Annotated in this window: 30 protein-coding genes; 14 read left to right on the top strand and 16 right to left on the bottom strand. The window is 63.6% G+C overall.

Going from position 1 to position 23,316, the window contains the following annotated elements; all coding sequences use genetic code 11:
- Positions 1–31: 31 nt before the first annotated feature.
- Complete coding sequence (gene lpqS / locus AC5Y5C_RS19130) at positions 32–454, bottom strand: putative copper homeostasis (lipo)protein LpqS (RefSeq protein ID WP_499975298.1); 423 nt, start codon at positions 452–454, stop codon at positions 32–34.
- A gap of 200 nt (positions 455–654) precedes the next feature.
- Here lpqS and AC5Y5C_RS19135 point away from each other — a divergent pair, with 200 nt between their 5' ends.
- Entirely contained in the window at positions 655–2,175 is a 1,521-nt protein-coding gene (locus AC5Y5C_RS19135; protein WP_499975301.1) for a multicopper oxidase family protein, read from the top strand.
- A 135-nt stretch (positions 2,176–2,310) separates the two neighbouring features.
- Positions 2,311–2,622 (top strand): VOC family protein, encoded by a 312-nt coding sequence (locus AC5Y5C_RS19140; RefSeq protein ID WP_499975306.1) that lies wholly within the window; start codon positions 2,311–2,313, stop codon positions 2,620–2,622.
- Here AC5Y5C_RS19140 and AC5Y5C_RS19145 read toward each other — a convergent pair.
- From AC5Y5C_RS19145 to AC5Y5C_RS19155, 3 genes are all read right to left on the bottom strand, one after another.
- Positions 2,613–3,323, bottom strand: coding sequence for a class III extradiol ring-cleavage dioxygenase family protein (locus AC5Y5C_RS19145; RefSeq protein ID WP_499976072.1), 711 nt, complete (start codon positions 3,321–3,323; stop codon positions 2,613–2,615). The two genes, AC5Y5C_RS19140 and AC5Y5C_RS19145, sit on opposite strands and share 10 nt — an antisense overlap.
- A 193-nt stretch (positions 3,324–3,516) precedes the next feature.
- Positions 3,517–5,016, bottom strand: a complete 1,500-nt coding sequence (locus tag AC5Y5C_RS19150) for a PH domain-containing protein (protein ID WP_499975308.1) — start codon at positions 5,014–5,016, stop codon at positions 3,517–3,519.
- The gene (locus tag AC5Y5C_RS19155) at positions 5,013–5,510 is read right to left on the bottom strand and encodes a PH domain-containing protein (RefSeq protein WP_499975310.1); all 498 of its coding nucleotides are present in this window, start codon (positions 5,508–5,510) and stop codon (positions 5,013–5,015) included. Before AC5Y5C_RS19155 ends, AC5Y5C_RS19150 begins: the two co-directional genes overlap by 4 nt.
- Before the next feature lie 262 nt (positions 5,511–5,772).
- On the opposite strand from AC5Y5C_RS19155, the gene AC5Y5C_RS19160 reads away from it, so the two are divergent.
- Positions 5,773–6,051, top strand: coding sequence for a hypothetical protein (locus tag AC5Y5C_RS19160; protein ID WP_499975312.1), 279 nt, complete (start codon positions 5,773–5,775; stop codon positions 6,049–6,051).
- A 210-nt stretch (positions 6,052–6,261) separates the two neighbouring features.
- On the opposite strand, the gene AC5Y5C_RS19165 is transcribed toward AC5Y5C_RS19160, so the two are convergent.
- The 5 genes from AC5Y5C_RS19165 to AC5Y5C_RS19185 are packed head-to-tail and all read right to left on the bottom strand — an operon-like array spanning position 6,262 to position 9,270.
- The gene (locus AC5Y5C_RS19165) at positions 6,262–6,921 is read right to left on the bottom strand and encodes an ankyrin repeat domain-containing protein (protein WP_499975314.1); all 660 of its coding nucleotides are present in this window, start codon (positions 6,919–6,921) and stop codon (positions 6,262–6,264) included.
- A gap of 7 nt (positions 6,922–6,928) precedes the next feature.
- Positions 6,929–7,324 (bottom strand): ankyrin repeat domain-containing protein, encoded by a 396-nt coding sequence (locus AC5Y5C_RS19170; protein ID WP_499975316.1) that lies wholly within the window; start codon positions 7,322–7,324, stop codon positions 6,929–6,931.
- Between the two features lie 2 nt (positions 7,325–7,326).
- The gene (locus AC5Y5C_RS19175) at positions 7,327–8,646 is read right to left on the bottom strand and encodes an HNH/ENDO VII family nuclease (protein ID WP_499975319.1); all 1,320 of its coding nucleotides are present in this window, start codon (positions 8,644–8,646) and stop codon (positions 7,327–7,329) included.
- Complete coding sequence (locus tag AC5Y5C_RS19180) at positions 8,646–8,969, bottom strand: WXG100 family type VII secretion target (protein ID WP_499975323.1); 324 nt, start codon at positions 8,967–8,969, stop codon at positions 8,646–8,648. The genes AC5Y5C_RS19175 and AC5Y5C_RS19180 overlap by 1 nt, the downstream gene beginning before the upstream one ends.
- A gap of 1 nt (position 8,970) precedes the next feature.
- On the bottom strand, positions 8,971–9,270 hold the full coding sequence (locus tag AC5Y5C_RS19185; RefSeq protein ID WP_499975326.1) for a WXG100 family type VII secretion target: 300 nt from the start codon (positions 9,268–9,270) through the stop codon (positions 8,971–8,973).
- Positions 9,271–9,763: 493 nt separating this feature from the next.
- Between AC5Y5C_RS19185 and AC5Y5C_RS19190 the strand changes: the two genes are divergently transcribed.
- Together AC5Y5C_RS19190 and AC5Y5C_RS19195 are read left to right on the top strand one after the other, a co-directional pair.
- On the top strand, positions 9,764–9,949 hold the full coding sequence (locus tag AC5Y5C_RS19190) for an excalibur calcium-binding domain-containing protein (RefSeq protein ID WP_499976074.1): 186 nt from the start codon (positions 9,764–9,766) through the stop codon (positions 9,947–9,949).
- Between the two features lie 268 nt (positions 9,950–10,217).
- On the top strand, positions 10,218–10,721 hold the full coding sequence (locus tag AC5Y5C_RS19195) for a tyrosine-type recombinase/integrase (protein WP_499975327.1): 504 nt from the start codon (positions 10,218–10,220) through the stop codon (positions 10,719–10,721).
- Between the two features lie 20 nt (positions 10,722–10,741).
- Here AC5Y5C_RS19195 and ychF read toward each other — a convergent pair whose 3' ends face one another.
- A complete protein-coding gene (gene ychF / locus AC5Y5C_RS19200) occupies positions 10,742–11,815 on the bottom strand; it encodes a redox-regulated ATPase YchF (protein ID WP_499975330.1) in 1,074 nt (357 codons plus the stop codon).
- A 3-nt stretch (positions 11,816–11,818) separates the two neighbouring features.
- On the opposite strand from ychF, the gene AC5Y5C_RS19205 reads away from it, so the two are divergent.
- A complete protein-coding gene (locus AC5Y5C_RS19205; protein WP_499975333.1) occupies positions 11,819–12,205 on the top strand; it encodes a DUF488 domain-containing protein in 387 nt (128 codons plus the stop codon).
- Positions 12,206–12,218: 13 nt separating this feature from the next.
- Here the strand turns inward: AC5Y5C_RS19205 and AC5Y5C_RS19210 are convergent, their stop codons facing one another.
- The 4 genes from AC5Y5C_RS19210 to AC5Y5C_RS19225 form a co-directional block, all read right to left on the bottom strand.
- Positions 12,219–12,518: a hypothetical protein gene (locus AC5Y5C_RS19210; protein WP_499975336.1), complete on the bottom strand. Its 300-nt coding sequence runs from the start codon at positions 12,516–12,518 to the stop codon at positions 12,219–12,221.
- Positions 12,519–12,584: 66 nt separating this feature from the next.
- Positions 12,585–12,917, bottom strand: a complete 333-nt coding sequence (locus tag AC5Y5C_RS19215; protein WP_499976075.1) for a hypothetical protein — start codon at positions 12,915–12,917, stop codon at positions 12,585–12,587.
- Positions 12,918–13,037: 120 nt separating this feature from the next.
- Complete coding sequence (locus tag AC5Y5C_RS19220) at positions 13,038–13,259, bottom strand: PspC domain-containing protein (protein ID WP_499975339.1); 222 nt, start codon at positions 13,257–13,259, stop codon at positions 13,038–13,040.
- Positions 13,260–13,296: 37 nt separating this feature from the next.
- A complete protein-coding gene (locus tag AC5Y5C_RS19225; RefSeq protein ID WP_499975343.1) occupies positions 13,297–13,620 on the bottom strand; it encodes a hypothetical protein in 324 nt (107 codons plus the stop codon).
- Positions 13,621–13,740: 120 nt separating this feature from the next.
- On the opposite strand from AC5Y5C_RS19225, the gene AC5Y5C_RS19230 reads away from it, so the two are divergent.
- The 3 genes from AC5Y5C_RS19230 to AC5Y5C_RS19240 all read left to right on the top strand — a co-directional run bounded on the left by AC5Y5C_RS19230 (position 13,741) and on the right by AC5Y5C_RS19240 (position 17,197).
- On the top strand, positions 13,741–16,008 hold the full coding sequence (locus tag AC5Y5C_RS19230) for a carbon starvation CstA family protein (protein ID WP_499975345.1): 2,268 nt from the start codon (positions 13,741–13,743) through the stop codon (positions 16,006–16,008).
- Positions 16,005–16,184: a YbdD/YjiX family protein gene (locus AC5Y5C_RS19235; RefSeq protein ID WP_499975347.1), complete on the top strand. Its 180-nt coding sequence runs from the start codon at positions 16,005–16,007 to the stop codon at positions 16,182–16,184. The genes AC5Y5C_RS19230 and AC5Y5C_RS19235 overlap by 4 nt, the downstream gene beginning before the upstream one ends.
- 62 nt (positions 16,185–16,246) lie before the next feature.
- Positions 16,247–17,197 carry a DUF6542 domain-containing protein gene (locus tag AC5Y5C_RS19240; protein ID WP_499975349.1) on the top strand — a complete coding sequence of 317 codons (951 nt, stop codon included), beginning with the start codon at positions 16,247–16,249 and terminating at the stop codon, positions 17,195–17,197.
- A gap of 5 nt (positions 17,198–17,202) precedes the next feature.
- On the opposite strand, the gene AC5Y5C_RS19245 is transcribed toward AC5Y5C_RS19240, so the two are convergent.
- On the bottom strand, positions 17,203–18,210 hold the full coding sequence (locus AC5Y5C_RS19245; RefSeq protein ID WP_499975352.1) for a 4-hydroxy-3-methylbut-2-enyl diphosphate reductase: 1,008 nt from the start codon (positions 18,208–18,210) through the stop codon (positions 17,203–17,205).
- A 60-nt stretch (positions 18,211–18,270) separates the two neighbouring features.
- On the opposite strand from AC5Y5C_RS19245, the gene AC5Y5C_RS19250 reads away from it, so the two are divergent.
- Genes AC5Y5C_RS19250 through AC5Y5C_RS19265 form a run of 4 tightly spaced genes read left to right on the top strand, consistent with a single transcriptional unit; the run spans position 18,271 to position 21,565 of the window.
- Positions 18,271–18,981, top strand: coding sequence for a lipid droplet-associated protein (locus AC5Y5C_RS19250; protein ID WP_499975353.1), 711 nt, complete (start codon positions 18,271–18,273; stop codon positions 18,979–18,981).
- Positions 18,974–20,263, top strand: a complete 1,290-nt coding sequence (gene xseA, locus AC5Y5C_RS19255) for an exodeoxyribonuclease VII large subunit (RefSeq protein ID WP_499975355.1) — start codon at positions 18,974–18,976, stop codon at positions 20,261–20,263. The genes AC5Y5C_RS19250 and xseA overlap by 8 nt, the downstream gene beginning before the upstream one ends.
- A complete protein-coding gene (locus AC5Y5C_RS19260; RefSeq protein ID WP_052539785.1) occupies positions 20,260–20,457 on the top strand; it encodes an exodeoxyribonuclease VII small subunit in 198 nt (65 codons plus the stop codon). The genes xseA and AC5Y5C_RS19260 overlap by 4 nt, the downstream gene beginning before the upstream one ends.
- Before the next feature lie 25 nt (positions 20,458–20,482).
- The gene (locus tag AC5Y5C_RS19265; RefSeq protein ID WP_499975357.1) at positions 20,483–21,565 is read left to right on the top strand and encodes an alanine racemase; all 1,083 of its coding nucleotides are present in this window, start codon (positions 20,483–20,485) and stop codon (positions 21,563–21,565) included.
- 4 nt (positions 21,566–21,569) lie between these two features.
- Here AC5Y5C_RS19265 and AC5Y5C_RS19270 read toward each other — a convergent pair whose 3' ends face one another.
- Positions 21,570–22,142 (bottom strand): DUF4245 domain-containing protein, encoded by a 573-nt coding sequence (locus AC5Y5C_RS19270; RefSeq protein ID WP_499976077.1) that lies wholly within the window; start codon positions 22,140–22,142, stop codon positions 21,570–21,572.
- An 80-nt stretch (positions 22,143–22,222) separates the two neighbouring features.
- Here AC5Y5C_RS19270 and glpX point away from each other — a divergent pair, with 80 nt between their 5' ends.
- The gene (glpX, locus tag AC5Y5C_RS19275; RefSeq protein WP_499975359.1) at positions 22,223–23,299 is read left to right on the top strand and encodes a class II fructose-bisphosphatase; all 1,077 of its coding nucleotides are present in this window, start codon (positions 22,223–22,225) and stop codon (positions 23,297–23,299) included.
- The last annotated feature ends 17 nt before the right edge of the window (positions 23,300–23,316 follow it).

Consider the following 23,316-nt stretch of genomic DNA (forward strand, 5'->3'; position numbering starts at 1 on the left):
TGGCGGGACTCCGCTTTGCCCGAGGCGCCGATCAGCGCCGAATGACGCAGAGATTAGTGAGAATGTCGCGGCCCGTTCGGGCCCCGTGATAGCCGGCGGCCAGCGGTGGACCCCGTGCGAGGTGGGCAGCCACGGGCTGAAACACCAGGGCGGTAAGGACCAACGCCGCCAGCACGAAAAGAACCCGCAGCGGATTGTGACCCCGGGCCAGTGAAACCAGCCCGTCCATGGTCTGGCATGCCATCTGATGCGCGGCGTTGTCGAGGTGCGCATGCGTGGCCGATGGACCGTGCCCGATGAGTGCGGCGTGCGTTGCCTGATGGTGTGGCGCCTCGGCGCCGCCGTGATCGGCGGAGGCGCAATGCAGGACCGGCAGACTCGCGACCATGGCAACCATGGCCGCGATAAGCCAGAGCCGACCACGGCCACGGGTGCGGCGCGCTCCGGTCAGCATGTAGCGAGGCTAGCACGATGTCACATACCCTCATGGGGTATGTGACCCGATCGCTACCTATCCGTGCTCAGCACTCAACGCTCACATGCATGACCCGGGTCGAGCGCCGCGCCAGCGGACCAGAGAGATCGGCCACACAACACGTCGCGACCGCAGCGCGCAATTGCGCATGCATACCCCTACGGGGTATGCATGAAGACATGACAACGGGCGATTCACCACTGCTTGACCGCCGCGGGCTCCTCCGTCTGGGCATGACAGTTGCCGCAGCAGGGTTTCTCGCGTCCTGCACCAAGAACTTCCCCGCAGCCGCGACACCACAACGCGTTAACCCTGACTCGGCCCGGGTCGCCGCAACGGAAGCGGCCCGGCGGACGCAGGGAGCCCAGGTCAGACAGTTCGCTCTGAATGCCGGACCCGCGCAGATCGACCTCGCCGGGACCCGGGTGTCGACATGGGCGTACGGAGGGCGGGTACCCGGCCAGGAGATTCGCGTGCGCAAGGGTGAAATCCTCCGCGTGCAAACAGTCAATAACCTCCCGGCCCCCACCACCGTGCATTGGCATGGCCTGGCGCTACGCAATGACATGGACGGCGTACCCGGCCTCACCCAGCCGGAGATCCCGCCGACTGGGGTGTTCGACTACGAGTTCGCGGTGCCTCACGCGGGGACCTATTGGTTCCACCCCCACGTCGGAACGCAAATCGATCGCGGGCTCTACGCGCCGCTGATCATCGAGGACCCCGACGAGCGTGTCGATTACGACGAAGAACTGGTCGTCGCTCTCGATGATTGGATCGACGGCACCGGCACCGATCCCGACCAGGTGCTGGAAGGGCTACGCGCAAAGGGCATGCCACCGATGGATCACTCCATGGGAGGCATGGGGATGGACCCCACCGCGCCGCTGGGTATGGACGCCGGCGATGTGAAGTATCCCCATTATTTGATCAATGGACGGGTGGCCGCCGATCCGTTCGCCGCTACCTATCGCGCCGGACAGCGCGTGCGGCTGCGCATCGTCAACGCCGGCGGCGACACGGCGTTCCGGATCAGCATTCCCGGTGCGCCGATGACGGTTACGCACACTGATGGTTTCCCGGTGCAGCCCTACCGGGCCGACACCATCCTGGTCACCATGGGCGAGCGGGTCGACGCCGTGGTCACGATCCCGGGTTCATCGGTGCCGCTGGTCGCCGTGCCCGAGGGGAAAAAGGGCTTCGCTCAACTGATTCTGCGTTCGGGCGATACGCCGGTACGCGGGCGCGCCGAAGACGCCGCGATGCTGATGAAGTCCCAGGTGCCGCTGGATACCGCGACGCTGACGGCCTCCCCCGAGGTCCAGCTGGGGCGACGCGACCCAGACGTCACGCATGACGTGCGCTTGGCCGGGCCGGTCGGTAAGTACACCTGGACCATCAACGGCAAGACCTATGACCCGCGCGATGGACTGCCGGTGCGTGACGGGCAACGCGTACGTCTGCGTTTCATAAACGACTCAATGATGTTCCACCCCATGCATCTACACGGACACACATTCTCGGTTCGAGATGCGAAGGGGGCCTTCCGCGCCCGGAAGGACACTGTTCTCGTGGCCCCCATGAAGACCGTCGAGGTGGACTTCGACGCCGACAATCCCGGGCAGTGGCTTACCCACTGCCACAACATCTATCACGGCGAAGCAGGAATGATGGCGGTCGTGTCCTACGTGCAGGACTGACGCGCACAGAACATTCCTCGACACATAAGGGAATTGCCCGGCTATATGCGACAACTCCGGTTGATCAGTCAACAATGACAGGGTGACGAATCGCTGGTTTGGGCTCACATCGACTGTGCAGACCCCGCGCGGCTCTTGTCGTTCTGGGGCACGCTGCTCGACCTCGTACCTTCGGCCGAGCACGGTGACGATCCGGGGTGGGCCACGCTGGGCACGCGCGCCGTCGATCAACCCCGGCTTACCTTTCAGCGTGTGCCGGAGGCGAAGACCTCGAAAGTGCGCCTTCATCTCGATGTTGAGGTCGATGACATCGATGTGGCGAGGGCTCAAGTGGAGCGACTCGGCGGATCGTGGTCGGGCGAGCGCCATGACTACGACGAGGGCATGGTGCTCGTCATGCTCGATCCGGAAGGAAATGAGTTCTGCCTCGTCCGGTTCTACGACTGAGGCGTCCAACTCGCCGCGAAGTATCGCCTGTATCTGCGCGACCCGTTCGCGTGAATGTGACTGTGAAATCGTTGATCGCCAGCTGCACCTGCCAACACCTTCCAAGCCGCCGGCCCGGTTCCCCGAAACTCGAGATGGGCGAGGGCATCTGCGTCAGCTTCCCTGAGCGCGCGCAGCACCTCGTCATCGCTCCGCTTCGCTTCCTCGGCGTCCTGTACCCGCGCGGCCGCGGGCATACACGTGGATCCTTCGCCCATGACAATCATCGCGACACGCTCAGCGCGCTCAGCCAAATCCCGTCCTAGTTCGGCGCACGCCGCCGACGACGCATCGAAATCGATCGCTTGGAAGGCGACATCGGCCACAATCATTCCCTTATTACCGATCCGGGATTGAATCATGAGCCAGTATCCAAGAGTCAGGGATAGCGGTAAGGGTTGAGGGGCCGCGCTGTCGATACCCCACCCGTAGTTCCAGCGGATACCGTTCGACCAGAGGCTTCCGTATGCGCAGGCCGGATCGAAACTCCTGGTCGTATCGTCACCGCCTACGATCACAACCAAGTGAGGTGCATTCTCTGCAATGGCACTCCCCCTGCCGGAAATCGGAATATTCAGTCGGCCAATAGATTCCAGACAAGCATCACGGAGCTGCCGCCACTTCCTGTCTGCCCTGCCTGCTATATCGGGTATCAACATCATCGGGTGTGGGCATATCGCAGCCGAAATCAACGCCATCAGATCACGTCACACCGATCCACTGGCGGCCCAGGCGTCGACGGTAAAAGTCAAAGAGACAACAGAACTCACCAAGCAATGTTATGCCGCAATGTCACAGACATCGCATCAGGGGCGACAACGTCGACGGCACCGATTCCGCAGCGGCCACGCCCCATCAGGATGCACGAGTGCCGAACGTTCCGAAGCGGTCAACGGCATGTTCAGGATCAGCCGATGGCGGCACCGGTTGCGCGAAGCTAGCAGCGACGGGACAAAGACAGATCGCCAAATTCGTTGCCGCGGCATCAGGTAGGGAGTCCACCGCCACCGCTCCGTCGCCCGCATTCGATCGGATGCTGAGGTCGGCCACACCGACCCTGCGCTGCCGCCAGCTCTGGCGGATACGAACGCCCAGGGCTGAATCGAATGTGGTGATAGTGAGATTGCGCGTCAGCTGTGGGTGTGACTGGGCGAGGATCAGTGGCTGGTACGGCCGCCGCACCCACGCGGTTGCGCACCGCCCGCAGACAATCCAGGTGTAGCACAGCCGGACAATTAGTAGGACCAATGCCAGGATCACGAGGAAGGAAAGTTCGACGTTGATCACCGCGGCAACGGCTGCGGCAGTCAGCAGCGCAAGCGGAATAGTCGCTGACTCTTGCAAACGGATCCGCCGCGCGGCCCGACCGTGGCCGGGAAGCCGACCCCCTGCACTGAGCGCAGCAACGGCATCCGGCCCGCGATGGGAAAGCACATCGCGGGCCACGTCGAGCGCGATCGCGCGTGCCGCCGGCGGCAACAGTTCAACATCCTTGTGCCCCACAACTTCCGCATGTAGCCGCGCACCCCTGGCCCACCGCAGCGGAATAGGCTCGGTCAATCTAATTCCGCGAATCCGGCTCCGGGTGAAAGTAATTGCTTTGGTCTCGAACAGCCCCCGCCGATAGACCAACAGCGGGTCCTCGGCGCCGTTCTTACCCACCGATTCCTCTAGGCGAAACCGGCCGTAGCGGACTGCGTACGGCAACAATACGATCGCGACTCCCGCCGCCACACTGAGGACAATCAGCAACGGCGTGGCGACTTGGTTAAGCGCCGCCTGCGCTTGCGCACTGAGCCCGTCAAACGGGCTCACAAAGCGATCACCAATCCGGTTCGCCAGGAACACCACGCCCACAACGCCCGTCCAGCCGATGGGAGTGAGCAGGGCGTAGCCAAACCACCCGGGTTTAAAGGCGGCAATCAACCGAGCGTTGGAAGCCTCTTCGCTGACTTCGGTTTCCAGGCTCGCGCTAATGCCGCGGACGGATTGAGACGAGAGCCCTTTCAGAACCAGAGTGTTGGAATCGTCGTTGGTGGTCAGCTGCAACGTCTGCAGCCCACACAGTCGATCCAGCATTTCGGCAGATACAACCAGCGTTTCAATCGCACTGCGCGCGACAGACTCTCGCTTGGTGCTTAGCCCCCGAATTTCCAGCACAACTGCGTCGCCGCCGACCTCGATCGTGGTTCTCCACCACGCCCAGGCTTTCAACAGAACTACCAACACGAGGTACGCCAGAAAAAAGAGCAGCAACGACCTATTGATCAAGACCAAGGCCAGACCAGCCCAGCCAATCTTGAGGGTCTCAACCAACTCCCGCAGAATCCACCGCGGCGATCGACGAAACGTCATTCTTCGGTATCTGCGGTACTGACGATTGCAGATCTGCCAGCAATCTCTGCCGCGACCAGGTGGTCAATGTTGTCGATGCTGATCGTGCCAGCACCCGAACCAGCGCTGATGGTCAGCGTGGAGAGCCCGAACTTTCGCTGCAGCAATCCACGTTCCACAGTGATCTTCTTGACCCGTTGGATAGGAATGATCGCGCGGACGTGCGTAATCCAACCGGTTTGGACATACAGGGCCATTTCGTTGAACTCCCAACGGTGCACACGTATGCGCAGGTTGGAGCGGACAATAACGTAAGGCACTGCGAGAATTCCGATGACGGCCGCGGCGATCCACCACCATAATCGGCCGGGCGCAAAGAACCCCACCACTACGATGACTGCGCTCAGGACGAGATAGTTGGCAATGCCCTGAATAATCCATAGCCTACGCGCGTTCGGACCCAGCCGGTTGGCAGGTGCGACAAAAAGCATCGAGGTGGTCACAGGGCTGATCATAGGGGAACGTGACCGACAGCAAATAGAGGTCTGCGCAGGCAGCGACATTCGCCAGGGGATCGCAGCCGTGGTTGCGCAACAGATCTTGATCACGCTCGACACGCTTTCCACCGTCCAAGATCGGACCTTGAAACGGAACTCCACCGCTTCACCGTCGGCGGATGCTGATCACCGGTGCCCGCGAGCCGTGGAGCAACCCCTTCAGCCTGCATCGTCTTTTAGGCTTGCGCAGAGAGCCATAGAAGAGAGAAGGGACCACTCGATGACCGAACAAGGCGCAATTCGCCCGGAAGATGTCCTATCAGACGCCCAAAACTCCGCAACAGTCGATGGAGTCACCGTACGCAAGGGCACCGTCGCCGCGTTCATCGCAAACGCCAAACTGCTGGAAACCACTCCTCGGTCAGATCCGCGCTACGCAGACATCGAAAGCGAGCTTCGAAACCTTGCACCCGGGGTACGCGCCGTCGGGCTCCTCGATGTCTTCTCGCCACGCTCGTCACTCGTCGCGTCCATCCTTGACGAGTCGACCTCCGGTTAGGCGCTACTCGACCCCGGACGACCCGGCATCGTCAAGCAGCTTTCCTCTTAGACGTTGAAACGGAACTACCACCTGGGCATATGGCTAAGTTGATAGTCGTTGACACCGTTTATTTTGCCAGCTCAGAGGCGTTAGCAGCGTTGACAGTTAACGACTGGTGCTGAATCTACTGCGGACGCACTGCGGACGGGGAGAAAGTCCCGGCACGAACTAGTCGTGCTCGGCCATGCTGCGGCGATGGGCCGCCCACAGATGTTGTATTTGACGACGGCAGTCCTCTTCGATCGCCTGCCTGACGCCAGCGGGCACGGCATTCCCGTAATCAGGGTGATCATCGAGCCAGTCAGTGATCTTCTCGTCCACCATCGCGCGGTAACGAACGCGGAATGCCTCTTCGTCGGTGGCAGTTGGCTCCGGCTGCGTCAGCCGGGATGGTGCGGACTCTGAGTCAGAGAGATCTGTAAGGCGACCACCGAGATGATCTACAAGCGGGTCGGTCCCCAGCAATCGAAGGTACTTCTTGGCCGACAGCTTCTGGTTGTTCACCGCGCGCGGAGACGCCCCGAGCTTGACCAAGAGTTCGTAAAGCTGAACCTGAACTGAAGCTGGGGCCATTGGAACCATGAAAATCGGCGTGCATCCGTCGTCGCCGCGCCAATTGGCTTCCGCCTCATGGGCGATCAGTAGCTGAACAATCTCAAGTCGTCCCCGCTGCACTGCCAGATGTAACAGGGTGTAACCAGCGGTGATGTCCTGGTTCACGTTGATGCTGCCGGTGGCAAGTGTGGACCGGACCAGCTCCGAGTCGCCCCGCTCAACCGCGTGGATCAGCTCTTCAACATCGGGGTGAAGTCGAGGTGTCGCTGGCATAGGGCTCCTACTGCACCCCGAAGATTTCTTTCAGCTCTTCGTTAACCATCGTCTCGGCGACGTTCCTGGGAGTCTTCCCGACACTGTTCACACTGTCCGGGTCAGCGCCGCGCGCAAGCAGTAGCCGAACCACGAGCTTGCTTTCAGGCCCAGGCTGGAACATTGCGACCCATAGAGGCGTATTGCCGTGAGAGTTCTTGGGGTCTACCTGTGCCCCGTTGTCGAGCAGGAGGGTACTGGCATCCAATTCCCCTTGCTGTGCAGCGAAATGAAGTGGTGTGAAATCCTGCTGGTCTCGTGCATTTACGTCGGCGCCCTCCGCGATGAGTTCGCGGAGCAAATCAACCTTGCCGTCTAGGGCTGCGTAGTGGATTGGGGACCGTCCGCCTTGGTCAACTGCCATGTCTATTTCTCTTTCGGTTGTTCCCAACGGTGGCCGCGATTTGATCCCTGATTCTCAACCCGGTAGTGGTTGGGATTGTTCTCGTACTCGATGAGTTCTTTTCGGGTCCAGCCCTCTTCACGTGCCTGTATCCGGGTTCTCCACCACTCGAAACCAGGCCGGTGACCGTAGTCGAACGGGCCGTTCTTCGGTATGGGTTCAAGGGTGTTGGGATCAAGAAGGTTCCCGTCTTTGTCGACTAAGCCGTCCCGGCGCTGAGCCGCATCGATTTCCTCTTTGGTGCCCTTTCGAAGCTTGACGCGACGTCCGGCTACATCGTAGGCGTCGCCCTCTCCAGCTGCTTCGTTGACCGAGTTGTATTGGACGGCCACGGGCGAGGCGGCTGCCAGCGCCTGGATATCGCTAACAGCGCTGATCGCTGACGCTCCTGCGTACGCTGCTGTGGTTGTGTATGCGGCTAGCGCTAGCGCATCGAGTATCTCTATTGCTAGTACCCCGGCGGCCGTCAAGGCTGCGGCTCCACCGCCAGCGCCGACCGCCGCGCCGACACCGAAGGAAACGAAACCCGCGATGATGCCTATGCCGACGGCTACTAAGGCCGCCTCAACGAGGGTTTTGACTTCGTCTTCGAGACGGTTGTGCGCGTTCTCGATGTCTCTGGAGTAGCCATCGGCCGCCGAAGCTAAATTGCTGAAATTGGTAGCGATCTGTCTGATCGCTTTCGCCAAGTTCCCGGCGTTCGTGGAGATTTGCGGAGCTTCAGGAACCTGCAGGCCGCTGAGCTTGGCGTTGGTGGGTGCCAGAGCATCGGCAACGCCATTGAATGCGACCGACAGATCACGGCACGCTGTGCCGAGTGAGCTGAGCTTGTCGATGTCGCCGTTGGGCCAAATCCTCCCGCCGACATAGCTTTTGATCTTGGACCACCAGCTGGGGTCTTTGTTGGGACCGCCGTAGGTCGAGGGCGCGTTGGGTACGAAGTGCAGTGGAGACATCCAGCTGGGTACTGCCAGATCGGCTTGCTCGTCGATGCCGCGCACATCGTTGGAATTACGGTAGTTGAATGCCGACTGCTGCAAAAGGTCGTGCATGCTGCCGGTGGCGTTGATGACCGCAGTCATCGCCTCTAGATTCTCATTGAGCTTCGGATCGAACCCATCGGAGAATTTCTTGCCCGGATCGTCCGAGCCTGCGATACCGCCAATTCCGGCCAGCGCGCCCTTGAGCTTGTCCGCCGCTGCCGCCAGCTCGTTGCGGCGGTCGTGGTAGTCATCGCAGGTGTCTTGAAACGTGCCCTTGCGGAAGTGAATTGGGGGTGCCATTACGACGGCCACATCCGCTTGTTCGCAGCGACCGCTTTGGAGTAGTTGCCGTGTGCGGTGCGGCTCCCCGCCTTGAGCTTGTCGAGCCCTTCTTGCATCTCTTCCAGGGCTGCGACCCATTTGTCATGCCACTCGGTATGCGCCGCGGCTGATTTGCCGTCCCATACCGAGTGCAGCTGGTCCATCTGGGATATGAGCTGATCCGAGGCGGTATCCACAAACTTGTTGAACTGATCCATCTGCACTACCAGCTCGTCAAGGTCATCGAGATCAACGTCGAAATCGTCCTCAGATCCTCCGGAGCTACCGCCAGGCCGAGCCATATCAGCGCCCCCGCTCGTCAACCTGCTGAAAGTCCTTGCCGATGGCCCCGACCAACACCCCCGAGTCGTGCAAGGACGACATCATGTCGGAGAACCCCTTCTGCCACTCAGACCAGCCCTCATGGATCAGCGCGGAAGCCTTACCTGTCCAACTTCCCCCGAGCACGTCCTCAGCCTTGCGATCCAGATTGCGTTTACCGGTCTTGAATTGCTCAGAGGCTTCCTGGATGAACTTCGCCGCAGCTTGCAACTGCGCAAACTCCGCACGAACCACATCTGGATTCGGTTCAACCCGTCCCATGCCCCTGCCTTCCTGTCCCCAGCGAATCCACAGCAGCTAGCCCTCTGGTTCGTGAGCGAGTTTGCTCCTCCTGTGCAAATCCTGCCCGCACGCTATCACCGAACTAACTAGGTGACCCACCTGAGTTCCGGGGTCAGCGCCAGCGGACAGCAACTAGATCTGGCGCACATCCCCCCCGGATCGTGGTAGATGCATGCCGTCGTCGACTGCCAATTTCTGCCCGGAGGGTCTAGAGTCGCGGCAACTGTCACCGGACTATGTCCACGCTGGGCCACGATGGCTGCCACCACGGTGAACGCCACCTGCTCATAGCCGAAGACCTGCGTAAATGGTGCGGTGATGTGTATGCGACCGCCAATATTATCCGCGCGCGATACAAGCGCGGCAAAGCTCACTTTTGCCATAGGCGCAGGTGGCCGCGCGTACAGTTCCCTGATCGCGCTCGACCGACGGAGGGGAACACGCCATGAAGACCAAGGTCGTTCCGGCATTGATGGCAGCTGGATTTTCTTTCCTGCCAATATCTTTGGCGTCGGTTGCGCAGGCGGATCCGCCCTACGGGAACTGCACCGAGGCGCACCAGGACGGGGCGTACAACATCAAGAAGGGCGAGCCCGGATATCGGGCGAAACTCGATCGCGACGGCGATGGCGTCGCCTGCGAACCCAAGCCCCAATAGGCTGTTTTACCGGGGTTTTCGGTGGCGTCAACGACTTCATCGGCGCCCTAACCAACCTTCTCTACGGCCCCTAACCGGTGATGGCCGCTTTGGTGGAAAATGTGGTGAATGTAGAGCCGCCTATGCCCCGAGGTGCAGCTAAGCGGCCAGGGAGGGGTATCCCCCTGGGTGCTCAAGCTTCAGGTGGTTCTACGTAAGGGAGGCCGACAGCTGCGAGCTTGGTCTGCATGTTGATGTCGCTAGTGGCCACGTAGAGGGCAGATCCTGGGTGCTCGGATTGCAGCAGAAGAGCAGACGCGACGAGCCGGTCGTCTGGCAACGCGCCAACGGCGGAAAGGTTGAGATCCGGCCCCCGAAGTTCGGCAGCGAGCGCACCGTATATGCCCCCAAGAGCCTCATCGAGACCATTAGCGAGCACGTCCGGGTATATCGTCCGGGTGACGATCCGGGACGCTGGCTGTTCCCTGGCGAGAAGGACCAGCCGCTACATCAGAACTCGGTCGGGTACTGGTGGCGCCGCGCATGGGCGAACGTCGAACACGCCTACCGGCTACACGACCTCCGGCACTTCTATGCCTCCGGGCTCATCGCTGCCGGATGCGACGTGGTGACGGTCCAGCGAGCGCTTGGGCACTCGTCAGCCACCGTCACGTTGTCGACGTACGCACATCTGTGGCCTGACGCGAACGACCGTACCCGTAAAGCCGCTGGCGAGCTTTTCGAGCAGTCGATTAATCTTCCTGCGGACGCTCTGCGGACTGAGCAGCCATAAATGCCAGTTGAACTGCATGTTCAGACGTTGAAACGGAACTCCACCACGTCACCGTCGACCATGACGTACTCCTTGCCTTCCATCCGGACCTTCCCGGCTGCCTTCGCCGCGGCCATCGAGCCCGCCTCGACGAGGTCCTCATAGGACACCACCTCGGCCTTGATGAAGCCCTTCTCGAAGTCGGTGTGAATGACGCCGGCAGCCTTCGGCGCGGTGTCGCCCTGGTGAATCGTCCACGCCCGCGCCTCTTTTGGCCCGGCGGTCAGGTAGGTCTGCAGCTTTAGCGTGTGGAAACCCGCATGCGCCAACGCATCCAGACCCCGTTCTGTTTGCCCGATCGACTCCAACAGCTCAGCAGCGGACTCCTCGTCCAGCTCCTGCAGTTCGGACTCGATCTTCGCGTCCAGGAATACCGCATCGGCCGGGGCCACCAGCTGCCGCAGCTGCGCAACACGGGCCTCATCGCCCAGCACCGACTCGTCGGCGTTGAACACGTACAGGAAGGGCTTGGTGGTCATCAGGTTCAGCTCGCGCACCACCGACCAGTCCTGCCCCGTCGAGAACAGCGTCTTGCCGCTGTCGAGTATCTCCTGCGCGGCCTTGGCGGCATCGGCGAGTGGCTGGCGGTCCTTCTTGGTCTTGGCTTCCTTTTCCAGCCGCGGCACCGCCTTCTCCAGCGTCTGCATATCGGCGAGGATCAGCTCGGTCTCGATCACCTCAATATCGGCCGCCGGATCCACCCGGCCGTCGACGTGAACGACATCGTCGTCGGCGAACACCCGCACCACCTGACAGATGGCATCGCATTCGCGGATGTTGGCCAGGAACTTGTTCCCGAGCCCTGCCCCTTCGGAGGCACCCTTGACGATGCCGGCGATGTCCACGAACGTCACGGTCGCAGGCAGCGTGCGCGCCGAGCCGAACACCTCCGCCAGTTTGTCCAGGCGCGGGTCCGGCAGTGGCACCACGCCCTCGTTCGGTTCGATGGTCGCAAACGGGTAGTTGGCCGCCAGCACGTTATTGCGCGTTAGCGCGTTGAACAGCGTCGACTTTCCGACGTTCGGCAGACCAACGATTCCCAAGTTCAGGCTCACGAGATGGTGAGTCTACGGACCCGGGCGGATAAGAATGCTCAGGTGACCTTTTCCACCAAGCGGATCTATGAGCCTCCCGACCCGTCAGACGGATATCGCGTGCTGGTCGACCGCCTCTGGCCGCGTGGTGTGAGCAAGGCCGCCGCGCAGGTCGATCTCTGGTTCAAGGACATCGCACCGAGCCCGGACCTGCGGGTCCGCTGGCATCACGGCACACCCGAGGATTGGGGCGTGTACGCCGACGAGTACCGCGCCGAGCTGTCCACCAATCCTGCGGTGCATACCGCCCATGAGCTCGAACGCGAACATGGCACCGTCACGCTGCTGTACGCCGCGAAAGACCCCGAGCACAATCACGCGATCGTGCTGCTGGACGTCCTCAGTGGTTAGTCAGTGGTTGATGTCAGCAGGTGATGTCGACGTGCATGACCCGATGATTCGACAGGATGGAGCCACCCCAGCTGGCTCCCGGTGCGTTAATCGACGCACCCGGGGCCAGTAGCCGCCCGGGACGGACGGCGGTCGCCTTGCAGTCGGCCATGGGACCGCTACCCACACGGTTGACGACGACAATGTTGCCGCGCGACTCCAGGTCGGCGATCACGTCGGCGGCGCTCTCCCCATCGGGGCCGGCGTGCGCCGACGGCGCGGTAAGCAATGTCGCTGTGACCGCCAACGCGGCTACCGCAAAACGAGAAATCATGAATGCTCCTGTGTAGAACCGCGATACCGCGGCATGACTGACATGGGGTTGGGTCGCACCAACCCGTCAGCACCTATGTACACAGCCCCTGAGCAACACCATGCGGCCTTCTTGGCCAACGATCCGTTGCAACACAGGTGACCCCCGTGTCGCCGTGAGCAGCACGTAGCGCACCACGAAAGCGAGCACCAGCAGCATCGCCCCGGCCAGGATTCCCCGGCACATCTTGGCGATCTGCACGACCTGGGCGAAGGCATCGACCTGGGGCACATCCGCGGGCGCGGCACGGGAACCGTCCCGATCGAGGGCGTGCGCCGTGGCCGCTGATCCAGGCTCACCCATGACACTTCCCGGGTTCACCCCCACGAAGCACAGCACCCCGGCGACGAGGACCAGCACGGTAACCCTTAGGGGGTAATCGTATGACCTCATGAGCGCACACTAACTCACGGTTTGCCCCTACGCCGATACCTATACACCCGGTGGTTACGAGAAATTAACGTAACGCGCGTTGGCCGCTCACTGCTCCCGCGGAATGAGTGCCCATAACACCAGGTAGGCGAGCACCTGCGGCCCGGGGAGCAGGATCGATGCGACCGTGAGCACCCGGACGATCGTCACGTCCCATCCGAAACGCTGGGCGATTGCCGCGCACACCCCACCGATCATCTTCCCGGTCTGGGGACGTCGCAGTACAGTAGTCATAGCCTCACCGTAGGGCACCGAAATACCCTGGCGCATCGGGGAAGTCCCTGATCTTTCCCCTGGCCTTCGCGGCTCAGCATTTCAGGTCCACGTAGTAAATCCCATGGTCCAGAACCTTGGCCGGAGCCGAGTTCGAATCGGCCCCGACGGACCGCTCGTACCGATACACCGACGGCCCCTGCCGAACCCTGGTGACGATGCAATTTTCGAGTGGCTTATCGCCCGTCCGATTCAGGATGACGTAATTTCCTTGCTCCTCAAGGGAACTGATCACAGCCTCGGCGTCTCCGTACCCCTGCGGCCCCGCGTACGCAGCGGCCGCCAGCGCCACCGCCGCAATCGGGAGAACCACCATCATGGCGTCCAAAGCCGTTGCAAACCACGCTGTTTTGGTCATATCTCGACGCTATGAACGCCGGTCATGGGGAACATCAGGGATAGCCCCGATCTTTCCCTGAACTTGAACAGACGGTAGATGTACGACGGGTCCACGTGACGGGGACCTAAGGTAGCGCCCATGGCCACCGCGGTAGAGCCCCAGGACCTGACTCCCCCACCCGGCGTCGAGCTGCTGCGGACGGACCCCGACCTCCCGCCCGTCGGCGTGATCGATAACCGGGCGCCCTCACCCACCGCCCGTGTGGTGCTGGTGTTGGTGGCACTGCTGGGCGCCTTCGCCTGGACGATGATCGCGCTGCTGCGCGGGGAGCACGTCAACGCGGTGTGGTTCGTTGTCGCCGCTATCTGCACCTATCTGATCGCATACCGCTTCTACGCCAAGCTGATTGAGCGCAAGCTCGTCCGGCCACGGGACGACCGCGCCACACCTGCGGAAACCATCGACAATGGCAAGGACTTCATTCCTACCGACCGGCGAGTGCTGTTCGGGCACCACTTCGCCGCCATCGCTGGCGCCGGCCCATTGGTCGGTCCGGTGCTGGCCGCACAGATGGGCTACCTGCCCGGAATCATCTGGATTGTCGTCGGCGTGGTCCTGGCCGGCGCGGTTCAGGACTACCTGGTGCTGGTGATCTCAAACAGGCGCGGCGGCCGCAGTCTCGGCCAGATCGCCCGCGATGAGATGGGTGCCGTCGGCGGGATCGCCGCGATGGTGGCGATCTTCGTCATCATGATCATCCTGATCGCGGTACTCGGCCTGGTTGTCGTCAACGCGCTCGGCGAGAGCCCGTGGGGCGTGTTCTCGATTGCGATGTCCATCCCGATCGCACTGTTCATGGGGGTGTACCTGCGCTACCTGCGCCCGGGCAAGGTCACCGAAGTGACCGTCATCGGAGTCGCGCTGCTGCTGGCCGCCATCATCTCCGGTCGCTGGGTCGCCGATTCGGGCTGGGGCGAAGCACTGTTCGGCCTCGACAAGACCACCATCGCCTGGCTGATGATGTTCTACGGTTTCGCGGCCTCGGTGCTGCCCGTCTGGCTGCTGCTGGCACCGCGTGACTACCTGTCCACATTCATGAAGGTCGGAACGATCGCCATGCTGGCGGTCGGGATCCTGATCGCTCGCCCGGTGGCCCAGCTGCCCGCGGTCAGCGCCTTCGCCTTCAACAGCTCCGGTCCCGCCTTCGCCGGGTCGCTGTTCCCGTTCTTGTTCATCACCATCGCGTGCGGGGCGTTGTCCGGATTTCATTCGCTGATCTCTTCGGGCACCACACCCAAACTGCTGGAGAAGGAGTCTCAGGCCCGCTTCATCGGATACGGCGGCATGCTCACGGAGTCCTTCGTCGCGGTCATGGCATTGGTCACCGCGGCGATCCTCAACCAACACTTGTACTTTGCGATCAACGCCCCCAGCGCGGCAACCGGCGGCACCGCCGAGACCGCGGCCGCCTACGTCAACGCGCTGCCGATCGGCGGGCCGGACATCACCGGCGCACAGCTGACCCAAACCGCCAAGGATATCGGCGAGACATCGATCGTCTCTCGCGCCGGCGGTGCTCCCACCCTGGCCATCGGGATCAGCCATGTCATGTCGGATGTATTCGGGGGCAGCGGTTTCAAGGCGTTCTGGTACCACTTCGCGATCATGTTCGAGGCGTTGTTCATCCTCACCACCGTCGACGCCGGCACCCGCGTCGCCCGGTTCATGCTGTCGGACTCCCTGGGCAATGCCGGTGGTCCGCTGCGCAGGTTCAAGGACGCCTCCTGGCGGCCCGGGGCGTGGATCTGCTCGGCGATCGTCGTCGGCGGCTGGGGTTCGATACTGCTCATGGGCGTCACCGACCCCATGGGCGGCATCAACACCCTGTTCCCGCTGTTCGGTATTGCCAACCAGCTGCTGGCCGCCATCGCACTCACGGTGGTGCTGACCATCGTGGTCAAACAGCGGCTCTACAAGTGGGCATGGATCCCTGGGGTCCCACTGGCCTGGGACCTGACCGTCACCATGACCGCGTCCTGGCAGAAGCTCTTCTCGGCCGACCCCGCAGTGGGCTACTGGACGCAACATCACCTATATGCGGCGGCCCGGGACGCGGGATTAACGAGCTTCAAGACCGCTAAAACACCCGAGGCCATCGACGCCGTGATTCGCAACACGTTCATCCAGGGGACGCTGTCGGCTGTCTTCGCCTCACTGGTGCTGGTCGTTGTCGCGGCCGGGGCCTGGACGTGCCTGCGGGCAGTCCGGGCCGGCGGATTGGCCACTACAGAGGATCCCGATGAGCCATCGAGATTCTTCGCGCCCAGCGGCTTCCTGCCCACCGACGTGGAGAAGGACGTCGAAAAACAATGGGCAGCACGTGAACTCACCGGGACGCGGACATGAAGGTGATCAAAGGGCTGGTGTGGTGGTTCACCTCCCTCATGGGGGACCACGACTACCAGCGGCATGTCGAGCACCTGCGGCGCCGCCACCCGGGCTGCCCGGCGCCCACCGAAGCCGAGTTTTGGCGCGCGCGGTACGCCGACGCCGACGCGAATCCAGCCGCGCGATGCTGCTGACACAAGCGCGCTGACGGGCACCGTTACCGAACATCCGGCTCGGCACCGGTACCTTTCAACATGTGACAGGTCAACGCGCCCGCTCATCGGTGGAAGCCGATCATCGGTCGGCGCACCCTGATATTCCGGGTGTGCCATGGTGGGGCGCGATCCTGATCGCGGTCGCTGGCACCGCCCTTGGCTTTGCGATTGACGCGATGGCCAATGGCGAGAAGCTGACCGGCGCGTTTGCCGGATGCTATGCGGCAGGGTGCGTCGTGGCGGTTTTCGCGGTGCGGTACGCGTCGATTTTCACCGCCGTCGTGCAGCCGCCGCTCATCCTGTTCGCGAGCATCCCGATGGCCTACATGGTTATGTCGCAGGCACCACTAGCCGGCGGAAAATCGACGGCGATCACCATCGGGTACCCCTTGATCGAACGATTCCCACTGATGATCAGCACCGCTTTGGGTGTGCTGATCATCGGGGTGGTGCGCTGGTACTGGGGCATTTTCACCGGCAGGCCCATCACAGAAAAGACAGCCAAACCCGCCAGGACAAAGGCCACCAAGGCCGCGAGGCCGAAGTCTTCCGCGCGGACGCGGGTACAGGCGCTGGTGGATGCCGACGCCGACACCGCAGGCAAGGCCGCGGGAAGTACCGGCAGAAGCCGCCGTCCTCGCGCCGACGAGGCCGCCCCACGGACACGCCATGGACGACACGAATCCGGGGTGCGCCGCCGTCCTACACATGATTCCGAGCCCGTCTCACGACGGACATCGAGTGGACGCACATCAGGTGTCGGTACGCCGTGGGAGGACGAGCGCCCGATGCGGACCGAGCGCCGCCCCGCGCGTCGAGTCCGCGACGAGTACGACGATTACGGGTACGAACCGCGGCCCCGCTACCAGGAGCCGCGCGCGGAAACCGCCCGCGAACCGCACCGCCCGGCGGTCAGGTACAGAGACGAACGCCCGCCGGCGCCACGGCGTCGTCAGGGCCGATACGACGACGCCTGGGACTACGACCGCTAGGTGACCTAGCGCCGTGAGGCCCGCAGCTCGCGCGGCAGCGCGAACACCAGGGTCTCGTTGGCCGTGGTGACCGGCTGCACCTCGCCGTATCCATACTCGGCGAGCCGCTCCAATACCCCGCGCACCAGCACCTCCGGCACCGAAGCACCCGAGGTGACCCCGACCGTCGTCACGTCCTGAAGCCAGGCCGGGTCGATGTCTTCGGCGTAATCAACCAAGTACGAGGCGTGTGAACCCGCTCCGAGGGCAACCTCGACCAGGCGCACCGAGTTCGACGAGTTGCGTGAACCGACGACTATCACCAGTTCACATTCGGGCGCCATCGCCTTCACCGCGACCTGGCGGTTCTGGGTGGCGTAGCAGATGTCGTCGCTCGGCGGGTCCTGCAGCGTCGGGAAACGCTCCCGCAGGCGCTGGACCGTCTCCATGGTCTCGTCCACGCTCAGCGTCGTCTGGGACAGCCAGATGACCTTGTTCTCATCGCGCACGGTGACCTTGTCCACCGAGCTGGGGCCGTCGACCAACTGCACGTGATCGGGAGCCTCACCGGCGGTGCCGACGACCTCCTCATGCCCCTCGTGACCGATGAGCAGGATGTCGTAGTCGTCTCGTGCGAAACGCTTGGCCTCCTGGTGCACCTTGGTGACCAGCGGGCAGGTGGCGTCAATGGTCTTCAGGTTGCGCGCCGCGGCGTCCACGTGGACGGTCGGAGCCACACCGTGGGCCGAGAACACCACGATCGCGCCCTCGGGGACCTGGTCGGTCTCGTCGACGAAGATTGCCCCCGCCTTGGCCAGCGTGTCCACCACATAGCGGTTGTGCACGATCTCGTGACGCACGTAGACCGGGGCGCCGTGCTTCTCCAGCGCCCGCTCCACGGTCTCGACCGCACGATCGACGCCCGCGCAGTAGCCGCGCGGCTCGGCCAGCAGCACTCGCTTGCTGGTCGCCGGGCCGACCCGGCTTACCGCGGTGCTCACCATCCCCGGAGTGCCCATATCGACTGCAGCCATGCGTACCAGCTTACGGCCCAGCCTTTCGCTGCACGACCGACGTAAGGCAAGCTTGGACCTATGATTCGTCCTCCGTTCGGCGTCCGGTTGCTTCTTGGGGTCGCCGCCACCGTTCTCGAAGAGACCCGCAAGCTCCCGCAGGCGGTTCTGACCTATCCGATGACGGCCGCCAGTCAGACCGTGCAGAACTTCATGCGGTTCCAGCAGACGGTCACGGAATTGGCCATCAAGGGTGACGAGACCTGGGAAAACATCTTCCCGCCCACCGACGAACAGCCGGAGTGGGCGACATTCGACGAGGATCTCGACGAGCTCGACGCACCCGAACCCGACGAGACACAGGCCACTGCCGTCTACGAGGACGCCGCCGAGCGGATGACGCAGGGACGGTTTGCGCTGTACTCCTCGGAGCCCACAGACTCCTCGGACCTCTCCGCTCCCGAAGCCGCGGCGGCGCCCGCACCCGAGGCCAAGCCGGAGGTCGCGAAGGCCGCACCCAGCAAGGCGCCGGCGAAAAAGGCCGCCAAGAAAGCCCCTGCCAACAAGGTGGCACCGGCCGCACCCGCCGAACCCGCAGATCCGAATGCCCCCGACGTCGTCGTCGAGCTGGGCTACCACGACCTGACGCTGGCTCAGCTGCGGGCGAGGCTGCAGTCGTTGTCCGTGACTGAGCTCGAAGAGCTGCTGGCCTACGAGGACGCTCACAAGGCACGGGCGCCGTATCAGACCTTGCTCGCGAACAGGATCACCCGCGCCGCTGCCCGTGGCTGATCCGGGAACCAGCCCCGAGAACCCCTGGCCGGTCCGGGCTGTCGCCACACGAGTGGCCAAGTGGATCGACCGCCTGGGCCAGGTGTGGGTGGAGGGTCAGCTGACACAGATCGACGTCCGGCCGGGCAGCAAGACCGTATTCATGGTGCTGCGCGATCCGGCCGCCGACATGTCGCTGACCGTGACATGCCCACCCGATATGGTGCGCAACGCACCGGTGAAACTGACCGAAGGCACCCAGGTGGTGGTGTGCGGCAAACCCACCTTCTACACGGTACGCGGATCGTTCTCGTTGCGGCTCAGTGAGATTCGCGCCGTAGGCATCGGCGAGCTGCTGGCCCGGATCGAACGGCTGCGTCAGCTGCTGGCCGCCGAGGGGCTGTTCGACGCACGGTTGAAGCGTCCGGTTCCGTTCCTGCCTTCCCGCATCGGGCTGATCACGGGCCGCGCGAGCGCCGCCGAGCACGACGTGACCTCGGTGGCCTTGGCACGTTGGCCCGCAGTGCAGTTCGCGGTCCGCAATACCCCCGTGCAGGGACCGCACGCGGTGGCCGAGATCGTGGCCGCGCTGCAGGCCTTGGATGCCGACCCCTCGGTGGATGTGATCGTGCTGGCCCGCGGCGGTGGCAGCGTGGAGGATCTGCTGCCGTTCTCCGATGAGACGCTGTGCCGCGCGATTTCTGCCTGCCGCACTCCGGTGGTCAGCGCTGTCGGGCATGAGCCGGACAACCCGTTGTCCGATCTGGTGGCAGATCTGCGGGCGGCAACGCCCACCGATGCGGCCAAGAAGCTGGTACCCGATGCGGCCGCGGAGCAGGCGCTGATTCTGGACTTGCGGCGACGTTCGGCTCAGGCGTTGCGTAACTGGGTGCAGCGCGAGCAGCGCGGGCTGGACCAGGTACGCAGCCGGCCGGTGCTGGCCGATCCGCTCCGGATGGTGACGGTGCGCCACGACGAAATCAGCGTCGCACGAACAGCATTACGCCGCGATATGAAGCGGCTGGTGGAAACCGAAACCCAACGGGTGGGCCATCTGTCGGCGCAGCTGGCCACATTGGGACCGGCCGCCACCCTGGCCCGCGGGTACTCGGTGGTGCAGCGCATGCGCGACGATGGCACCGTGGAGGTGCTGCGCACGGTGGCTGATGCGCCCGCCGGCACATCGCTACGTGTACGCGTTTCCGATGGTGCCGTGACCGCGACCGTGACCGATTCTCTGCACGCAAGCGGGGGGTCCCTCCCGCATGCGGGGACCTCATCGACGACAGGAGAACCGTCATGACCAACCCCGCCGAACTCGGCTACGAGCAAGCCCGTGGTGAGCTGATCGACGTTGTGCAACAGCTCGAACAGGGCGGGCTGGATCTGGACACGTCGCTAGCCCTCTGGGAGCGCGGCGAGGCCCTGGCTAAACGCTGCGAGGAACATCTCGCGGGGGCTCGTAAGCGCATCGAGGACGCGCTGGATTCTGACTAACACCGGCCTCCGTTAGTGTCGCGGCATGTCTGACACGACGGAACCTGGCGGTCTGGACGATATCGACACGCCCTTCCTGGCCGTCGATCTCGCGGTGATGGACCGCAATATCGAACGGCTCGCCGGGCGGCTCCGCGGCACCGGCATCCAGCTGCGGCCACATGCCAAGAGCCACAAGTGCGTTGAAATAGCGCAGCGCCAGATGGAGAGTGGGGCGATTGGCCTGACCGTCGCCACGATCGGCGAGGCCGAGGTCTTCGCCGAGGCGGGGTTCACCGATCTGTTCATCGCCTACCCACTGTGGCTGACTCCGCAGAAGGCACATCGGCTGCGGTGGGTGGCCGCCTGCGCGAAGCTCCGATTGGCGGTGGATTCCGTTGCGGGTGCCCGGCAGTTGGCCGAACATCTTGGCGATCTGCCCGTCACCGTTGTCGTCGAGATCGATTCCGGACATCATCGCACCGGGGTCGCCCCGGCTGAGGCCGGCGCGGTGGCGGCGGCAGCACGCGCGGCCGGGCTGATCGTCGTGGGTGTCTTCACATTTCCGGGCCACGGCTACACGCCAGGGCAGCGTGCCGAGGTCGCCGCACAGGAATCAAGGGCACTTGATGAGGCCGCAGACAGCCTGCGCGCGCAGGGGATCCAACCTTTGGTGCGCAGCGGCGGCTCCACCCCCACTGTCGACTCCGCCGACAACGCCGTGCTGACGGAGGTGCGGCCGGGCGTTTATCCGTTCAACGATGCACAGCAGTTCGAGTTAGACGTCTGCACTCTCGACGACATCGCGCTCAGTGCTGTCACCACCGTGGTGCACACCCGGGGGCGGACCGCGATCGTGGATGCGGGCAGCAAGGTTCTGGGCGCCGACCGGCCTGGTTGGGCCACTGGTTTCGGACGTCTGATCGGTGAGCCGGATGCCCGCATCGTCGCCCTCTCCGAGCATCACGCGACCATCGAGTTCCCCGGTGCCGCTCCATCTCCCGGCACCCGACTGCGCATCGTGCCGAATCATCTGTGCAATGCGGTGAATCTGGCCGACTCGCTGGTCATTGACACGGCGGATGGTCCGCGGCACTGGGCAGTGGCGGCACGCGGCGCCAACAATTAGTGGTTCAGCGAGGCAGCGGTTTGGCCGTCTGCACCGCGCGTGCCACGGTCCGGAAAGCATCGCCGTCACCGGCGCCGGTGACGGCGGCGGTCACCGTATCGTCCAGCCGGGTAACCCACAGCGGCTCGGCGCCTTCGCCGCCCTCGTACGCGATCCAACGCACACCGTCGACATCTTCGGGCCCGCGCGGCACGAGTGCACTATTCAGCTTCGGGACGAGCTTCTCCTCGGGGGCGGCGCTTTGCACCACCGCCATATAGGCACCTGACGGACTCAGGTACCCCACCCTGGACACCGGCAATCCCTCGACGCTGTCGCGTCCCCCGGAGTTGGCGCGCCAACCCTCGGGCAGCGACGGCTCCCGGACCGGGAAGGAGAACTGCCGGGCATCGGCCTGCAGTGCGGCGTGCGCGTCATAGGAAGGCGGGTCACCGGCTGTAGGGCCGTTGGGAGTGAAGGAGCACATCCCCAACAATCCGGCCAGCACGATGCAGGCGACCACCAGCGGAGCCATCGACCAGAACATGTCGCGGCCGTCCTGGAACAGCCGCGGCTTGGCCGCCCTGGGTGCGGGCACGGCGATGCGATCGTCGGGTCCGGAATCTTGGTCCGGATCTGGTGCGCCTCCCACGCCCCCATCCTTGCAGGCTCCGCTTGATGCTCTTCGCGCAAGCGGCTCATCGCGTCATGAAAGAATCACAACTCATGAGCCCGTCGCGCAGAGAAGCCCCGGACCGCAACCTGGCATTAGAGCTGGTCAGAGTCACCGAGGCGGGTGCCATGGCCGCAGGTCGATGGGTCGGCCGTGGCGAGAAGGAGAAGGGCGACGGTGCCGCCGTCGACGCCATGCGCGAGCTGGTCAACTCCGTTTCCATGCGCGGTGTGGTTGTCATCGGCGAGGGTGAGAAGGACAACGCCCCGATGCTCTACAACGGCGAGGACGTCGGCAACGGCGACGGCCCGGACTGCGATTTCGCCGTGGATCCGGTGGACGGCACCACCCTGATGAGCAAGGGCATGCCGAATGCGATCTCGGTGCTGGCGGTCTCCGAGCGTGGCACCATGTTCGATCCGTCGGCCGTCTTCTACATGGAAAAGATCGCGGTCGGCCCCGACGCCGCCGATGTCATCGACATCACCGCCCCCGTCTCGGAAAACATCAAGCGCGTCGCCAAGGTACGCAACTGTTCGGTGTCCGATATCACCGTGTGCATCCTGGACCGGCCCCGTCACGGCGAGCTCATCCAGAACGTCCGCGAGACCGGCGCCCGTATCCGCCTGATTTCCGACGGCGACGTGGCCGGTGCCATCTCGACGGCCCGTCCGAACTCGGGCACCGACATGCTGCTCGGCATCGGCGGCACCCCAGAGGGCATCATCGCCGCTGCCGCCATGCGCTGCATGGGCGGCGCCATCCACGGCAAGCTCGCCCCGCGTGATGACGAGGAACGCCAGAAGGCCATCGACGCCGGCTACGACCTGGACCAGATCCTCACCACCGAAGACCTGGTGTCCGGCGAGAACGTCTTCTTCTGCGCGACCGGTGTCACCGACGGCGACCTGCTGCAAGGCGTCCGATACTTCGGCGGCGGCTGCACCACGCAGTCCATCGTGATGCGCTCCAAGTCCGGCACCGTCCGGATGATCGAGGCCTACCACCGCCTCACCAAGCTCCGCGAATACTCCGCGGTCGACTTCACCGGCGACGACGACGCCACCCACCCCCTCCCCTGATCACTCCCTCATCGACG

It is taken from the genome of Mycobacterium sp. NGS15, assembly GCF_059813245.1.

Coding starts and splice junctions, on each gene's coding strand:
- lpqS (WP_499975298.1), bottom strand. CDS start 454: ATGCTGACCGGAGCGCGCCGCACCCGTGGCCGTGGTCGGCTCTGGCTT.
- AC5Y5C_RS19135 (WP_499975301.1), top strand. CDS start 655: ATGACAACGGGCGATTCACCACTGCTTGACCGCCGCGGGCTCCTCCGT.
- AC5Y5C_RS19145 (WP_499976072.1), bottom strand. CDS start 3,323: ATGATGTTGATACCCGATATAGCAGGCAGGGCAGACAGGAAGTGGCGG.
- AC5Y5C_RS19150 (WP_499975308.1), bottom strand. CDS start 5,016: ATGACGTTTCGTCGATCGCCGCGGTGGATTCTGCGGGAGTTGGTTGAG.
- AC5Y5C_RS19155 (WP_499975310.1), bottom strand. CDS start 5,510: ATGATCAGCCCTGTGACCACCTCGATGCTTTTTGTCGCACCTGCCAAC.
- AC5Y5C_RS19160 (WP_499975312.1), top strand. CDS start 5,773: ATGACCGAACAAGGCGCAATTCGCCCGGAAGATGTCCTATCAGACGCC.
- AC5Y5C_RS19165 (WP_499975314.1), bottom strand. CDS start 6,921: ATGCCAGCGACACCTCGACTTCACCCCGATGTTGAAGAGCTGATCCAC.
- AC5Y5C_RS19170 (WP_499975316.1), bottom strand. CDS start 7,324: ATGGCAGTTGACCAAGGCGGACGGTCCCCAATCCACTACGCAGCCCTA.
- AC5Y5C_RS19175 (WP_499975319.1), bottom strand. CDS start 8,646: ATGGCACCCCCAATTCACTTCCGCAAGGGCACGTTTCAAGACACCTGC.
- AC5Y5C_RS19180 (WP_499975323.1), bottom strand. CDS start 8,969: ATGGCTCGGCCTGGCGGTAGCTCCGGAGGATCTGAGGACGATTTCGAC.
- AC5Y5C_RS19185 (WP_499975326.1), bottom strand. CDS start 9,270: ATGGGACGGGTTGAACCGAATCCAGATGTGGTTCGTGCGGAGTTTGCG.
- AC5Y5C_RS19190 (WP_499976074.1), top strand. CDS start 9,764: ATGGCAGCTGGATTTTCTTTCCTGCCAATATCTTTGGCGTCGGTTGCG.
- AC5Y5C_RS19205 (WP_499975333.1), top strand. CDS start 11,819: ATGGTGAGTCTACGGACCCGGGCGGATAAGAATGCTCAGGTGACCTTT.
- AC5Y5C_RS19210 (WP_499975336.1), bottom strand. CDS start 12,518: ATGATTTCTCGTTTTGCGGTAGCCGCGTTGGCGGTCACAGCGACATTG.
- AC5Y5C_RS19220 (WP_499975339.1), bottom strand. CDS start 13,259: ATGCGCCAGGGTATTTCGGTGCCCTACGGTGAGGCTATGACTACTGTA.
- AC5Y5C_RS19225 (WP_499975343.1), bottom strand. CDS start 13,620: ATGACCAAAACAGCGTGGTTTGCAACGGCTTTGGACGCCATGATGGTG.
- AC5Y5C_RS19230 (WP_499975345.1), top strand. CDS start 13,741: ATGGCCACCGCGGTAGAGCCCCAGGACCTGACTCCCCCACCCGGCGTC.
- AC5Y5C_RS19235 (WP_499975347.1), top strand. CDS start 16,005: ATGAAGGTGATCAAAGGGCTGGTGTGGTGGTTCACCTCCCTCATGGGG.
- AC5Y5C_RS19245 (WP_499975352.1), bottom strand. CDS start 18,210: ATGGCTGCAGTCGATATGGGCACTCCGGGGATGGTGAGCACCGCGGTA.
- AC5Y5C_RS19250 (WP_499975353.1), top strand. CDS start 18,271: ATGATTCGTCCTCCGTTCGGCGTCCGGTTGCTTCTTGGGGTCGCCGCC.
- AC5Y5C_RS19260 (WP_052539785.1), top strand. CDS start 20,260: ATGACCAACCCCGCCGAACTCGGCTACGAGCAAGCCCGTGGTGAGCTG.
- AC5Y5C_RS19265 (WP_499975357.1), top strand. CDS start 20,483: ATGTCTGACACGACGGAACCTGGCGGTCTGGACGATATCGACACGCCC.
- glpX (WP_499975359.1), top strand. CDS start 22,223: ATGCTCTTCGCGCAAGCGGCTCATCGCGTCATGAAAGAATCACAACTC.